This window comes from Mycobacterium shunyiense (genome assembly GCF_058270075.1).
Map to the genome: position 1 here is coordinate 1 of NZ_JBZDPU010000007.1, position 14,280 is coordinate 14,280.

Genomic DNA, 14,280 nt, shown 5'->3' on the forward strand with positions numbered 1-14,280 from the left:
GCCGAAGAACTCGACCGACTACTGTCAGACCCGTCCACATTCGTTGCAGCCACCGCCTGAATCCAAGCCGAGAAGAACGCGCCCTGAGCGCAGGCTCGACGGTTCTAGGCTGCTTCGTCCGCGAAGCCCGGAACCAGTTCGGTGGCAATGGCTTTCATCGGCACATGCGCGTCCAGCTGACAGCACATGGCGATCGTCGAGGCGATCACCCGCAGCGGAATGGCCAGGTTCGGCGGCAGATCGAGCTGGCGGGCTGTCCTGATCTGGGCCACCCAGTTGTCCATCTGACCGGCCGCCATCCGCTGAATCCAGCGGCGGTTGTAGTGGAACACGTCGACCTCGATCGGTTCGACGTACTGGCGCAACATGTCGTCGACTTCTTCGATCGAAACCTGTTGGCCCTTCTGGATGAAACCGGCTTCCTCCATGGTGGGCAGCAGGTCGTCGTAGTTCTTGTCCCGGGCCAGCCGGATGCACTCACCCAGCGCCGTCGGGAAGCCGTCGGGCAGTGGCGCGACAGCACCGAAGTCGATGACGCCCATCCGCCCGTCGGGCAGAAGCATGAAGTTCCCCGGATGGGCATCGCCGTGCATCATCTGCAAGCGCTTGGGCGCGTCGAAGGTGAGTTCGGACAGTCGGGTGCCCATCAGGTCGCGCTGTTCGGGTGTGCCGTCGCGGATGATCACCGACATCGGGATGCCGTCCATCCATTCGGCGATGACGACCTTCGGTGCGCTGGCGACGATGGCCGGAATGCGGAAGTGCGGATCGTCGCGGTACGCCTTGGCGAACGCACGCTGATTCTCTGCCTCGAGCCGGTAGTCCAGCTCCATGTCGGTGCGTTCGATCAGCTCGTCGACGATGCCCTGGATGTCGACGCCGGGGGCCAGCTGCTTGAACACGCCGACCAGGCGCTGGATCGTCTTGAGGTCCGCGCGCAGTGCCTCGTCGGCACCGGGGTACTGGATTTTGACGGCCACCTCGCGGCCGTCGGACCAGACCGCCTTGTGCACCTGGCCGATGCTCGCCGAGGCCACCGGGGTGTCGTCGAAGGAGGTGAACCGCTCCCGCCATTTGGTGCCCAACTGTGCATCGAGCACGCGGTGCACCTTGGCGGCCGGCAGCGGGGGAGCCTCGCGCTGCAGTTTGGTCAGTGCTTCGCGGTACGGCTTGCCGTACTGCTCGGGGATGGCCGCCTCCAGCACCGACAGTGCCTGGCCCACCTTCATCGCTCCGCCCTTGAGTTCACCGAGCACGGCGAACAATTGTTGAGCGGCCTTGTCCATCAGTTCGGCAGTGACTTCGTCCTTGGACTTGCCGGTCAGACGCTTGCCGAAGCCCAGTGCTGCCCGTCCGGCCATGCCGCCGGCCAGACCGGCCAGCTTCGCATTCCGTGCGACGCTTCCCCGTTTGATGTCGGTCACCAGACCATCATCCACGATGCTCCTGAATGCGCCGCAACTAACTGGCAACATTCGTTTTCAACACGGGCAGTCGGGGTGACGGGACCAATGCCTGGCGGCGATCGCGTACCCGTCGGCGTCGAGTTCGAGTGTGGTGTTGAGTGTCGGCGGCGCCTCGGGCGCAGGCTGGGTATCCCCGGAATGGCTGACGGCACGGATCACCAGATCGACCTGACGCATTGCCAGGGCGGCGGTGGCCAGGATGGTCGCGCGGCTGGCGCTGCCCACGGCACCTCTGAGCTGGGTGGCCACGGCCGGCCACGCCGCGTCGCGATCGGCGCGGTGCAGATCGGCGCAGTGCAGGCAGCTGGTCAGGCCGGGGACCACCAGCGGCCCCACCAGACCGGCGCCGTCGCGGACCCGCACCGGCAGGTGGGCGATCCCGCCGCGATGCAGTTCTTGCAGCAGCCGCGGGTCGGACATCTGGTAATCGGCCAGCACCACGAGGTCGGTGGAGGCCGCGACGTTTCTGGTGTGGGGGTGCGTGCTGTGCCTGACCCGAGCGCCTGAGCAGCGCAGGCCGTTGGTCAGGAGTTCCGACAGCGGTCCGCGGCCGTGCACGCGGATGGAGGCCGACCGGGTCGGCTGTGGCGGCGCGGCCGTCAGCGTCGTGAGCATCCCCGCTTCGGTCAAGGCGCCGATGAGCTCGTCGATCCCGTCGGCGTCATCGTCGAATATTCCTGCAGCCGTGAGTAATTCGTTGTGAGTGGCGCCGGCCTGCAGTTCCCGCAACAGATCGGCCAATTGCGCCTGGCTCATTCCGGCCGGCGGCCGCACCAATACGGCGCGCCGCGGATCCCAGCCCAACTGAACAGAGTCGTCGGGGCGCAGCAGGATCGGACGGCCTGCGGCGAGCACGTAGCGCGTCATGCGATGACTCTGCCACGGCGGCCGACACCGCCGTTTCAGTTATCCACAGGCCGTGCGGGGGTCAGGCCTGGCTGTCGCCGTCGCCCTTGGTGTCGTCATCCTTGGTGTCGTCGTCGCCACCCTCGCGCTGCTCTTTCTCCAGGTCGGCTTCTTTTTCAAGATCAGCCAGAGCCTGTTCGAAGGCACTGTCGATGCCGCTGGTGTCGCCGCCGACCATCCGGTCGATGAAGCCGGCCGGCTCGTCGAGATCGGCGGCGCTCGGCAGCAGGTCGGGGTGCTGCCACACGCTGTCGCGGACATCGGTGCCGACGGCCTCGGTGAGCCGTTCCCACAACACCGCGGCTTCGCGCATCTTGCGGGGGCGCAATTCCAGGCCGACGAGCGTGGCGAAGGTCTGCTCGGCGGGTCCACCGGTGGCGCGCCGCCGGCGAAGCATTTCGGCCAGCGCGGAGGTGCCGGGAATGCGATCGCCCAGTGCTGCGGTGACGACGGTCTGCACCCAGCCTTCGATGAGCGCCAGCAGGGTTTCGAGCCGTTCCAGCGCGGCTTCCTGTTCGGGTGTGGCCTTGGGCTCGAAGATGCCCTGGTTGAGCAGCTGTTCCATCTCCGACGGGTCGCCGAGGGAGGCCGGGTTGAACCCGCGGGCGAAGTCCTCGATGCCCGACATGTCGACCTTCATGCCCTTGGCGAAGGCCTCGACGGCGCCGAGCAGCTGGCTCGACAGCCACGGCACATGGCTGAACAGCCGGTGGTGGGCGGCCTCGCGGGCGGCCAGGAAGGTCAGGATCTCGCTGCGCGGACGCTCCAGCCCCTCGGCCAGAGGTTCGATGGCCTCGGGCATGAGGGCCGCGACTCCCTTGGGGCCCAGCGGCAGGCCGACGTCGGTGGAGGTCAGCACCTCGCGGGACAGCTTGCCCAGCGCCTGGCCCAGTTGGGAGCCGAACGCCATGCCGCCCATCTGCGACATCATCGCCAGCAGCGGGCCGGCCATGCTCTTGGCCTCTTCGGGCAGCGCCGACGCCCACACCGAGGAGATCTGCTCGGCCACCGGGTCACACAGTCGCTTCCAGGTGTCCAGCGTGTTGTCCAGCCAGTCGCTCGGGGTCCACGCCACCGACCTGGTGGTGCCCGCGGGCAGCGGGGTGACCCCGTCGAGCCAGGTCTCGGCCAGGCGTACCGCGTCCGCGACCGCGCCGGCGGTCTTCTCCGGCACCGGGGCGACGAATCCGATCGAGTTGGACGCCAACTGCCGGGCCAGGTCGTAGTTCACCGGACCGGATTGTTTGCCGCCCATGGCGCCACTTGCGCCGCTGAACATCTCCCCGAGCTTGGTGAAGATCTGCCCGAGATCGCCCATGTCGAAGTTGGCTCCGCCCATGCCGAAACCGAACGGATCCGACCCCGGACCTGGCCCGGAGTTGCCGGAACCGGATCCCGAATCGGGGTCCTTCTTGTCTTTGTCTCGGTCGGGGTCGTTCCCGGCGGAAAAGCCGAAGGGCAGGTCAGCCATACCCACAACGGTACTCATGACGGGGTGCCCGGGTGTGCCTGTGGGTCACGCTGTGGGTGAACACGATGGTTCAGGCTTTACTGTGGGCGGCGTGAACAGGCGGATTTTGACGCTGCTGGTTGCGCTGGTGCCGATTTTGGCGTTCGGCGTCCTGCTGTCGGTGGTGACGGTGCCCTTCGTCTCGTTGGGGCCGGGTCCGACGTTCAACACCCTGGGCGAGGTCGAGGGCAAGCAGGTCGTCGACATCCAAGGCCCCGATGCACACGTCCACCCCACGGCGGGGCACCTGAACATGACCACGGTGTCCCAGCGTGACGGCCTGACCCTGGGCCAGGCGATGGCGTTGTGGATGTCGGGCCGTGAGCAACTGGTGCCGCGCGATCTCGTGTACCCGCCGGACAAATCCAAGAACGAGATCGACGAGGCCAACAACTCGGATTTCAAGAGGTCCGAGGACAGCGCCGAGTACGCGGCGCTGTCGTTCCTGAAGTACCCCGTGGCGGTGACCGTGCAGAGCGTCACCGATCCGGGTCCCTCGGCGGGCAAGCTGCGCGACGGTGACGCGATCGACGGCGTGAACGGGGTACCGGTGGCCAACCTCGACGAGTTCCAGGCCATCTTGAAGAAGACCAAGCCGGGCGAGCAGCTGGTGATCGACTTCCGTCGCAAGAACGCTCCGCCAGGGGTCGCGACGATCACGCTCGGGGACAACCCCGATCGGGACTACGGGTTCCTGGGCGTGGGCGTGCTCGATGCGCCGTGGGCCCCGTTCGCCATCGACTTCAACCTGGCCAACATCGGCGGCCCGTCTGCCGGGCTGATGTTCAGCTTGGCCGTCGTCGACAAGCTGAGCACCGGTGATCTCAACGACGGCAAGTTCATCGCGGGCACCGGAACCATCACCGGTGAGGGCAAGGTCGGGTCCATCGGTGGCATCACGCACAAGATGCTGGCGGCCAAGGAAGCGGGCGCCACGGTGTTCCTGGTGCCGGCCGACAACTGCACCGAGGCACGTTCTGCGCCCCAGGACGGCATGGAGTTGGTGAAGGTGGACACCTTGACCCACGCCGTCGATGCATTGCACACGATTTCTGCCGGTGGCGAACCGCCTCGTTGCTGAAACCCGCGCGCAGCCTGTGGATGACTAGAGTTGTAGAAAATCGGGCGGCCCCGTCGGGCATGCCACGAGTCCACCGAGGCTGAAACGGGAGTTCACGAGTGGGGATGCGGCCCGCGGCGAGGATGCCGAAGCTGACGCGACGTAGCCGGGTACTGATCGGCCTGGCACTGGTGGTAGTGCTGGCGCTGTTGATCGGACCTCGGGTCGTCGACGGCTATGTCGACTGGTTGTGGTTCGGCGAGCTGGGGTACCGCTCGGTGTTCACCACAGTGCTGGCCACCCGGCTCATCGTGTTCCTCGTGGTCGGCCTGCTCATCGGTCTGGTGGTGTTCGCCGGCCTGGCCCTGGCCTATCGCACCCGTCCGGTGTTCGTCCCGGCGGCGGGCCCGAACGATCCGGTGGCGCGTTACCGGACCACCGTGTTGGCCCGGCTGCGCTTGTTCGGGATCGGGGTGCCGGTCTTCATCGGCCTGCTGGCCGGTGTCATCGCGCAGAGCTACTGGGTGCGCGTGCAGTTGTTCCTGCACGGCAGTGACTTCGGGATCACCGATCCTCAGTTCGGTCGGGATCTGGGCTTCTACGCGTTCGACCTGCCGTTCTATCGGCTGGTCCTGACGTATCTGTTCGTCGCGACCTTCCTGGCGTTCGTCGCGAATCTGCTGGGGCACTATGTGTTCGGCGGAATCCGTCTCGCCGGTCGCAGCGGAGCGCTGAGCCGCGCTGCGCGCATCCAGCTGATCAGCCTGGTCGGCTTCCTGATCCTGCTCAAGGCATTCGCGTACTGGCTGGACCGCTACGAGTTGCTGAGCAATACCCGCGCCGGCAAGCCGTTCACCGGTGCGGGCTACACCGATATCAACGCCGTGCTGCCTGCCAAGCTGATCCTGCTGGCGATCGCCCTGATCTGCGCGGTGGCGGTGTTCTCGGCGATCGTGCTGCGTGATTTGCGGATTCCGGCCATCGGCGTGGTGCTGTTGCTGCTGAGCTCGATGGTGGTCGGTGCAGGGTGGCCGCTGATCGTCGAGCAGTTCAGCGTCAAGCCCAACGCCGCGCAGAAGGAGAGCGAGTACATCAGCCGCAGTATCACCGCGACCCGGCAGGCCTACGGGCTCACCGACGACACGGTGACGTACCGCAATTACGAGAGCAACGGTCAGACCACCGCTGCGCAGGTCGCTGCGGACCGGGCGACCACGTCGAACATCCGGTTGCTCGATCCGACGATCGTCAGCCCCGCGTTCACCCAGTTCCAGCAGGGTAAGAACTTCTACTTCTTCCCGGATCAGCTGGCCATCGACCGCTACGCCGGCCCCGACGGCGGTCTTCGTGACTTCGTCGTCGCCGCACGCGAACTCAATCCGGACCGGCTGATCGAGAACCAGCGCGACTGGATCAACCGGCACACCGTCTACACCCACGGCAACGGCTTCATCGCCTCGCCGGCCAACACGGTGCGCGGTATTGCCAACGACCCCAACCAGAACGGTGGTTACCCGGAGTTCCTCGCCAGCGTCGTCGGTGCCAACGGCAAGGTGGTCTCGCCCGGGCCGGCACCGCTGGACCAGCCCCGGGTGTACTTCGGGCCGGTGATCGCCGATACCGCGGCCGACTATGCCATCGTCGGCAAGAACGGTGACGTCGACCGCGAATACGACTACGAGACCAACACCGACACCAAGAACTACACTTACTCGGGCACCGGCGGTGTGCCGATCGGTAACTGGCTGGCCCGGTCGGTGTTCGCCGCCAAGTTCGCCGAGCGGAACTTCCTGCTGTCCAACGTGATCGGTGAGAACAGCAAGATCCTGTTCAACCGGGATCCGGCCGAGCGGGTGGAGGCGGTGGCGCCGTGGCTGACCACCGACACATCCGTGTACCCGGCGATCGTCAACAAGCGAATGGTCTGGATCGTCGACGGCTACACCACGCTGGACAACTATCCGTATTCGGAGTTGACGACGTTGTCGAGTGCGACGGCCGATTCGAACGAGGTGGCGGTCAACCGACTGGCACCGGACAAGCAGGTGTCCTACATCCGCAACTCGGTCAAGGCCACCGTCGATGCGTACGACGGCACGGTCACGCTGTACGCCCAGGACGAGCAGGATCCGGTGCTCAAGGCCTGGATGAGCGTGTTCCCCGGCACGGTCAAGCCGAAGGCGGACATCTCTCCGGAACTGCAGGCGCACCTGCGTTATCCCGAGGATCTGTTCAAGGTTCAGCGGTCGCTGCTGACCAAGTACCACGTCGACGACCCGGTGAAGTTCTTCACCAACGCCGACTTCTGGAATGTGCCGCTCGATCCCAACCCGACGGCAAGCAGCTATCAGCCGCCGTTCTACATCGTCGCCAAAGACCTGGTGAACAACAATGGTTCGGCGTCGTTCCAGTTGACCAGTGCATTGAACTGGCTGCAGCGCGAGTTCTTGGCGGCCTATGTCAGCGCCAGCTCGGACCCGGCGACCTACGGCAAGATCACCGTGCTGACGATCCCGGGCGAGGTCAAGGGTCCCAAGCAGGCGTTCAACGCGATCAGTACCGACACCGCGGTGACGCAGGACCTCGGTGTGATCGGACGCGACAACCTGAACCGGATCCGGTGGGGCAACCTGTTGACCCTGCCGGTGGCCGACGGTGGATTGCTTTATGTGGCACCGGTTTACGCGTCACCGGGAACCAGTGACGCAGCCTCGACCTATCCGCGGTTGATCCGGGTGGCCATGCTCTACGGCGACAAGGTGGGTTACGGCCCGACCGTCGGTGCCGCGCTGACCGAGCTGTTCGGGCCGGGTGCCGGCGCCACCGCCACCAATGTGGCCCCCACCGACGGCAAGCCGCAGTCTGCCGCGACGCCGGAAGCGGCACCGGCGGCGCCGCCACCGGCCAATGCCGACGGCCAGGCGCCCCAGGCGGTCCCACCGCCGGCCGCCGCAGTGCCGCCAGGTGAGCCGGTGCAGCTGTCGCCGGCCAAGTCCGCGGCGCTCAAGGACGTCGAGTCGGCGCTGTCGGAGGCACAGGATGCACAGCGCAGTGGCGACTTCGGTAAGTACGGGCAGGCGTTGCAGCGCTTGAACGATGCGATGAACAAGTTCAATACCGCCAAGTAGCCCTAACGCACGCGAAAAGACGCGTAGGTACCGCAGATCTCGGGATTTCGGGTACCTACGCGTCTTCTCGTGGTAGTTGCCGCGCCGAATATTGGTGCATCACCGGGCCGCTCCGGTGGGTGACAATGGACCAGTACTCGGTGGGCGGTTGGCGGTGGGGAGTCGCTGGTGGCGGTGACGATTTCGCAAGTGCTGGGCAGCCATCCCGAGCAACTGGTGTCGGCCGCCGGTGATGTGGCCTCGGCAGCGGGTGACATCGACAATCAGATCGCCCGCGAGCGCCTGCAGTTGACCCGGTTGGCGTCGGACTGGCGCGGCACCGCGTCCGACACCGCGCAGGGCCACGCCACCGAGATGTTCGGCGATCAGGAGCTCTACCGCGACAGGCTCAAGTTGCTGCACACCGCGATGTCCTCCGGTGGTGCGGAGCTCGGCAGCATCCGCACCCGGGTGTCGGATCTGGTGTCGAGTCCGGAGGCGGACCTGTTCGACATCTCCGACGAGGGCCGGGTCTCGCTGGGATGGCGGCTGAAGGCCCTGGTGGCGGTCTATCCGGTACTGGCCCTGAAGTGGGGGATGCGTCGGCTGGCGTTGCAGACGTCCATTCAGACCGCGTTGGCCGAATTCGACGCGGCGGACAAGTCGACGGCCAGCAAGATGGACCGGATCAACAAGGGGCTCGTGAAATGAAGCCTCGGGCCGTCGGCTGCGTGACATGAGTGACGCCACGCTCTACGTCGATGAACAGACGATGCGGGAGACGGCGTCCACCTTCGACACCGCGGGCCATGGCGTCAGCGGCAATCGCGCCGGTCCGGTCATCTCCGGTGCCGCCGGGGCGATGCCCTCGCTGGCGGTCGGGGCGGCATGCGGGACGGTGGGATCCGCACTCACCGAGCAGGCCAAGATGCTGGGCGGCGATGTGACGGTGTACGCGCAGAAGCTCCGGGTGGCCGCCGACCGTTACGAGCGCGGGGATGACGAGGCGGCCGAACGCATCGACTTCACCGGGACGGCCGAGCTGCCCGACGCCGGTGAGCATCCGCCGGTCACTGATTACGAGAAAGCGTTGCGTGATGCCGGGCTTCTCACCGGCCCGGTGGTGCCAGGATCCAAATACGCTCAGTGGCTGGAGAATGCGTCCAAGCACGGGGTCGACCCGCAGACCATGGTCGACATCGCCCGGGCACAGAACATCACCCCGCAGTCGTTCGACGTGCTCAACGGACTGCAGGAGGTCAAGGACAAGGACGGCAAGTCGTTCTTCATCCTGCCGCCCGGTACCAGCAAGGAGGACGCGAAGAAGGCCGTGGTGATGACCTACATCCTCAACGCCGGCACCGACTACGACGCCGCCGAGGCCGGTGCGGACGGGAAAGTGGGCACCGCCGACGACGTTCACAACGATTTCGAGGAAACGCCCTACTCGGCTTCCGAGGTGCAGCGCATCATCGACCGACAGAACGCGAACTCCTGGAGCTATGACCAGATTTTCGACAAGGGCGGCGGGGGATCGTTGGCCACGACACCCAACGGCATGCTGATGGGGTTGGGCGGGCCGGTGATGGACAAGATCGGCGTCCACGGCGGTACAACCTACGGCGACGTGTTCGTGATGAACATCGACGGATCCAAGGATCCGGCTGCTCAGCTGAGCCAGATCATCCAATCGGGGGCCAACTGGGGACAGGATGACAGCGGTGTGCCGTTCCAGAGCACCCTCGACCTCGACCGCCTGTTGCACCACGAGGAGCGCCATTCCGAACAGTGGGCCCAGAAGGGATTCGCCTGGATGGCACGGGATTACGGGCTGGGTGCGATCATCGAACAGAAGACCGGCATCAACCCGCTGGAACGCGATGCCGGCTTGTCCGACGGGGGTTATTCGTGAGGTCCTGGCTGGCCGTGCTGTTGACGCTGCTGGTGGCGGCGGGGCTCACCGCTTGCCGGACCGGGGACCGCCCGTGGTCGGATGCCCCGTTCGCCGCCCCGATGCGACCGGCGTTCGGTGCCCGGGTCACCGACGGCAAGCTGGAGATCTGGATGCCGCCGGGCTGCGCCGGGGTGCGGTCGGCGGAGGTCGGGTTCGGATTCGGCCCGAAGCTCGTGTTGACCGATCCCTCCGGTACGGCGACTCTCGACCGGTTCACCGTCGGCGGACCCTATCCGGGTCTGACCGTGACGGAAGCGCCGCCGCCTGACTTCGATTGGCGCACAGAAGAATATTTGTTCCTCAATGTGCAGTCCACACCCGGGGGGTATCCCGCGACCGCTCGGACGGCCGAGATCGTCGCCGGATCTGACAGTCACCCGGCCGACACCTTCTACTTCGAAGGCGTCGGTTGGCTCGACGCCGCGGGTGTGGCGGAGAAAGAAGGCAAGGAGTTCGCGGGGGTGTGTACGCCGCAAAAGAAGTGATGCGGCTCAGGTCTACTGCCGCGCCACTGCCTCTCTGAACTGGCCGCCAAGTCAACGCCAAGTCGGCTAGGCGATGCTGTGTGGCGAGTATCTTGCACGACTTTCTGCGCTCATCTTGAGAGGACCCCGATGACCCTGACCGATGTCGCCCACGACGGCCTGGACGACGCGTTGAAGGGCCTGCGAGCCCACGTCGCCGCCCCCGTGGCCCTACCTGGGGAAGCCGGCTATGAACGGGCCACCCCGTGGAATGCGGCGGCCGTTGTCGAGCCTGCCGCGGTGGTGCTGGCGGCCACCGCCTACGACATCGCCAACACCGTGGGCTTCGCGGCGGCCAGAGGCTACCGGGTCGCCGTCCAGGCCACCGGCCACGGCGCCATGGTGGTGGCCCCCGACACGATCCTGGTGCTGACCTCTGAGATGACCGGTGTCACCGTCGATCCCGTGGCGCGTACCGCGCGGGTGGCGGCCGGGGCCACGTGGCAGCAGGTGCTCGACGCGGCCGCCCCGCACGGTCTGGCCGGGCTGGGCGGTTCGGCCCCCAGCGTCGGCGTGGTGGGATTTCTCACCGGCGCAGGCATCGGGCCGTTGGTCCGCACTTTCGGGTTGTCGTCGGACTACGTGCGGTCGTTCGAGTTGGTCACCGGGGCGGGCGAGTTGCTGCGCGCCACGCCGGAGGAGAACGCGGAGTTGTTCTGGGGGCTGCGCGGCGGAAAGTCCACGCTGGGTATCGTCACCTCGGTCGAGATCGATCTGCTGCCGATCGCCGAGTTCTATGGTGGCGCGGTGTATTTCGACGGCGCAGACGCCGGCGTTGTCCTCCGCGAGTGGGCGGGCTGGTGTGCCGACCTGCCGGAGTCGGTATCGACATCCATTGCACTGCAACAGCTCCCGCCGATGCCCGGCGTTCCGGAACCGTTGGCCGGCCGCCTGACCGTGGCGGTGCGGTACGCGGCCGTCGGCGATTTCGCCGAGGCCGAGCGGTTGCTGGCGCCGATGCGCGCAGTCTCGACCCCGGTGCTCGATACCGTCGCGGTGATGCCCTATGCCGCCATCGGCGCCGTGCACGCCGACCCGGTGGATCCGATGCCGATCTTCGAGCACCACACGCTGTTGCGGGAACTGACCGCGGAGACGGTCGAGGTGCTGCTGGCCGCGGCCGGGCCTGATTCGGGCTCGGTGCAGACGATTGTGGAAGTCCGGATGCTGGGCGGGGCGCTGGCCCGTGAGGGACGGCACCGCAGCGCGTTCTGCCATCGCGACGCCGCTTTCGCGGTGAGCACCATCGGGGTCCTCGTGCCCCCGATGGCCGATGCCGTGGTGCCGCAGGCCGGCGCGCTCATCGTGGCCCTGTCGCCATGGTCCAGCGGCGGCCAGCTCGCCAATTTCGCACCGTCCGAGGACGCCGGGCGGGCCGCCCGCGTCTATGACGAGGACACCCGGCACTGGTTGGCCGCACTGGCCGACCGGCACGACCCGGCCGGGGTGTTCCGGTGCGGTCAGGTGGTGCGTTTTGTGGGCTGATTTCCGGTCGTTTTCGGGCAGGAAACCTCTCTGAGCACTCGATTTGGAGCTCGACGTAAGACCCCGGTAACCTTGTATTCGCAACGCGGGGTGGAGCAGCTCGGTAGCTCGCTGGGCTCATAACCCAGAGGTCGCAGGTTCGAATCCTGTCCCCGCTACCAAGAGGAAATGGCCCTCGGAGATTATCTCCGAGGGCCATTTTCTATGGATTGGGAACGCGGATCGACAGTGCTTGTCGGTGGAGATCTGAACTCCCACACGTGGGCACGAGCCGTCGACCCCGCGACGTGCACCACGCAATGGGAGATCACCAGCGACGTCAAATACACCGTCGTCAACGCCGGAAGCGGGCCAATTCAAACGACGCCAAGCGAGATCACCCAGCTCGTCGCACCTGCCTGATCCAACGAAACGAGACGTGACCGCAGGCTATTTCGTCAGCGTGTCCCGCATCCCCGGCGCGAGCACGCCCGCGACGGCGTCCCAGTGCACGGTCACCGGGTAGTAGTCGCCGAGTACGTGGGCGACCGAAACGTAGACAACCAGTCCGTCGTCGTCGGGTACCCAATTGCCGAGTTGATCGGCGACCGGGGCCGGCGCGGGCTGATTGGCCAACTTCTCCTCGTCGGCCATCTCGGCCTTGATGCCGTCGACCAACGCGGTCAGTCCGGCAGTCTGGTCGGTGAACAGATCGGTGATCAGGATCGGCTTCGCCGTGTGGACGTCGATCACCTTCGTGGACACGGTGTTGAACGGGTGCGCTGCATGGTCGACGAAGATGTTGAGCAGCAGCACGCCGGCCACCGCGCCGAAACCGATGTGGGACACCTCGCTGCGCTTGTCTTCATCGATGACGCCGGGCGCGACCGTCACCGGGTGGTTGTCGTCGGGCGGTGTGAGGTATTCGGCGAGGGCCGCGCGCATCCCGGTGTTGAACTCGTCGCGGGCCGTTGCGTCTCCGTCGCGCAGCTGAGGGAGCTCCGCCCGGTAAGTGACGGGCCCTTTGGCGCCGTTGACGGCTTCGATGAATCCGCTGAACGGCGCGACGTTGGCCGATGCGCTGGTGGTCGGAGCCGGACTGCTGGAGTTGCCCGAACCGCCGGAGTGGCACGCCGTACCCACGCCGATCATCGACACGACGACAGTTACCGAGGCTATTCGGCGTATCACGGCTGACTCCCGCATGTCGCGACCCTAAGCCTGTGAAGTAACTGCGGGTGATGGTTTCGGCCGGGTAGCCGAAGCGAACAGGTTGATCCCCGTGGCTTCGCGACGAATCTCGACCGGCGCGTGCCCGAACTCCGATCGTGCGAACAGATCTGCCAAGTCTTGCGGCGACCGGTGAATCAGCCTCCAGTCCAGCAGGTGGTCCATGAACGCCCGGTCCGGATTGTCGACATCGAAGTTCCCGACAATCGCCGTGCCACCTGGACGCAGGTGGCGGTAGATCCAGTCGAGCAGTCTGATGACGAGGTGATCGGCCAGATAGTCGATGAGGCCAATCGAATACACCAGATCCTGATCGCCCAACGTCAGAGTTTGACGTCCCAGCGCTAGTTTGACGACGTTGGCTTGAACGAACGTAACTCTTCCGGTCACACCGGCACTGTCTGCGAGGCTCTGTGCGTAGGCCAATGCCTGGTCGTCGATGTCCAGACAGGTAGCGGTGATGTCCGGGTGGTCTGGCTCGGAGAAGATGTCGAAGATCTCCCGGGCGGGCCCGCAGGCCAGACTTGTTATCGCAGCCCGTCTATCGTTGCAGGCCCGCGCAGTGTCGATGATGGTGTCGCGCAGCAGCTGTCGACGATTCTTCACGGCGCGCGAGGCCGGTATGTCGAGAAACCACCGGTCGATGTAGGGACCGAGCCTGCGTACCCCGTCCGGTTGGTCGTCGTAGACCATCTGCAACGTCAGATAGTCCCCGGCATAGCCCCGCGGTTTGGTGTAGGAGCGGTCGATCAGGGTGCTCAGCCCCAGGTACGGGTAGGTCTCCGCGTGTATGAATGCCCCCATCTCGTCGACGCCGGGGTTACCCGGCCGCAAGTGGAGGTGGATCTGGTCGGAGAGGGCATTGCAGGCGGACGAAACATGGGCCTGTGCCTCATCGGGTGTGGCACGGCCGTCGATGATCAGCTTGTCCGCGGCCAACATCGCTTCTTTGAAACGGGCTGCGATGAGGGCCAAGGGATGTGGTGCATCGTTGGCGGATACCAGGAATGTGGGAGCGCTCCCATTGTGCGGCGCCGCGTCCGTGATTGTCATGGGCCG

General features: G+C 66.0%; 12 protein-coding genes and 1 tRNA gene. 8 read left to right on the plus strand and 5 right to left on the minus strand.

The annotated features are described in order from the left end of the window. Nucleotides 1-104 precede the first annotated feature (104 nt). The 3 genes from AC4ELH_RS05560 to AC4ELH_RS05570 form a co-directional block, all read right to left on the minus strand. Nucleotides 105-1,439: a macrolide-binding ATPase MABP-1 gene (locus AC4ELH_RS05560; RefSeq protein WP_064878835.1), complete on the minus strand. Its 1,335-nt coding sequence runs from the start codon at nt 1,437-1,439 to the stop codon at nt 105-107. Nucleotides 1,440-1,481: 42 nt separating this feature from the next. After that, on the minus strand, nt 1,482-2,333 hold the full coding sequence (locus tag AC4ELH_RS05565; protein ID WP_498883433.1) for a cyclodehydratase: 852 nt from the start codon (nt 2,331-2,333) through the stop codon (nt 1,482-1,484). 61 nt (nt 2,334-2,394) lie between these two features. After that, nucleotides 2,395-3,843, minus strand: coding sequence for a zinc-dependent metalloprotease (locus tag AC4ELH_RS05570; protein ID WP_498883434.1), 1,449 nt, complete (start codon nt 3,841-3,843; stop codon nt 2,395-2,397). A gap of 91 nt (nt 3,844-3,934) precedes the next feature. On the opposite strand from AC4ELH_RS05570, the gene AC4ELH_RS05575 reads away from it, so the two are divergent. The 8 genes from AC4ELH_RS05575 (at nt 3,935) to AC4ELH_RS05610 (ending at nt 12,414) form a co-directional block, all read left to right on the plus strand. Next, complete coding sequence (locus AC4ELH_RS05575; protein ID WP_448442683.1) at nt 3,935-4,963, plus strand: YlbL family protein; 1,029 nt, start codon at nt 3,935-3,937, stop codon at nt 4,961-4,963. Between the two features lie 98 nt (nt 4,964-5,061). Beyond that, a complete protein-coding gene (locus AC4ELH_RS05580; RefSeq protein ID WP_463790027.1) occupies nt 5,062-8,070 on the plus strand; it encodes a UPF0182 family protein in 3,009 nt (1,002 codons plus the stop codon). 168 nt (nt 8,071-8,238) lie between these two features. Then, complete coding sequence (locus tag AC4ELH_RS05585) at nt 8,239-8,760, plus strand: WXG100 family type VII secretion target (RefSeq protein WP_064878844.1); 522 nt, start codon at nt 8,239-8,241, stop codon at nt 8,758-8,760. 25 nt (nt 8,761-8,785) lie between these two features. After that, nucleotides 8,786-9,961 (plus strand): type VII secretion target, encoded by a 1,176-nt coding sequence (locus AC4ELH_RS05590; protein ID WP_498883435.1) that lies wholly within the window; start codon nt 8,786-8,788, stop codon nt 9,959-9,961. Further along, complete coding sequence (locus AC4ELH_RS05595) at nt 9,958-10,488, plus strand: hypothetical protein (RefSeq protein WP_498883436.1); 531 nt, start codon at nt 9,958-9,960, stop codon at nt 10,486-10,488. The genes AC4ELH_RS05590 and AC4ELH_RS05595 overlap by 4 nt, the downstream gene beginning before the upstream one ends. 129 nt (nt 10,489-10,617) lie before the next feature. Further along, nucleotides 10,618-12,012, plus strand: coding sequence for an FAD-binding oxidoreductase (locus tag AC4ELH_RS05600; RefSeq protein WP_498883437.1), 1,395 nt, complete (start codon nt 10,618-10,620; stop codon nt 12,010-12,012). An 84-nt stretch (nt 12,013-12,096) separates the two neighbouring features. Next, nucleotides 12,097-12,173 (plus strand) — tRNA-Met (locus tag AC4ELH_RS05605). 43 nt (nt 12,174-12,216) lie between these two features. Beyond that, a complete protein-coding gene (locus AC4ELH_RS05610) occupies nt 12,217-12,414 on the plus strand; it encodes a hypothetical protein (protein ID WP_498883438.1) in 198 nt (65 codons plus the stop codon). Between the two features lie 27 nt (nt 12,415-12,441). Here AC4ELH_RS05610 and AC4ELH_RS05615 read toward each other — a convergent pair whose 3' ends face one another. Continuing rightward, entirely contained in the window at nt 12,442-13,197 is a 756-nt protein-coding gene (locus tag AC4ELH_RS05615) for a hypothetical protein (RefSeq protein WP_498883439.1), read from the minus strand. A gap of 9 nt (nt 13,198-13,206) precedes the next feature. Beyond that, nucleotides 13,207-14,274 (minus strand): class I SAM-dependent methyltransferase, encoded by a 1,068-nt coding sequence (locus AC4ELH_RS05620; RefSeq protein ID WP_498883440.1) that lies wholly within the window; start codon nt 14,272-14,274, stop codon nt 13,207-13,209. Between the last annotated feature and the right edge of the window lie 6 nt (nt 14,275-14,280).

Excerpts from the sequence above, each read along its gene's own strand:
- AC4ELH_RS05565 (WP_498883433.1), bottom strand. The coding sequence starts at position 2,333 with ATGACGCGCTACGTGCTCGCCGCAGGCCGTCCGATCCTGCTGCGCCCC.
- AC4ELH_RS05570 (WP_498883434.1), bottom strand. The coding sequence starts at position 3,843 with ATGGCTGACCTGCCCTTCGGCTTTTCCGCCGGGAACGACCCCGACCGA.
- AC4ELH_RS05590 (WP_498883435.1), top strand. The coding sequence starts at position 8,786 with ATGAGTGACGCCACGCTCTACGTCGATGAACAGACGATGCGGGAGACG.
- AC4ELH_RS05600 (WP_498883437.1), top strand. The coding sequence starts at position 10,618 with ATGACCCTGACCGATGTCGCCCACGACGGCCTGGACGACGCGTTGAAG.
- AC4ELH_RS05610 (WP_498883438.1), top strand. The coding sequence starts at position 12,217 with ATGGATTGGGAACGCGGATCGACAGTGCTTGTCGGTGGAGATCTGAAC.
- AC4ELH_RS05615 (WP_498883439.1), bottom strand. The coding sequence starts at position 13,197 with ATGCGGGAGTCAGCCGTGATACGCCGAATAGCCTCGGTAACTGTCGTC.
- AC4ELH_RS05620 (WP_498883440.1), bottom strand. The coding sequence starts at position 14,274 with ATGACAATCACGGACGCGGCGCCGCACAATGGGAGCGCTCCCACATTC.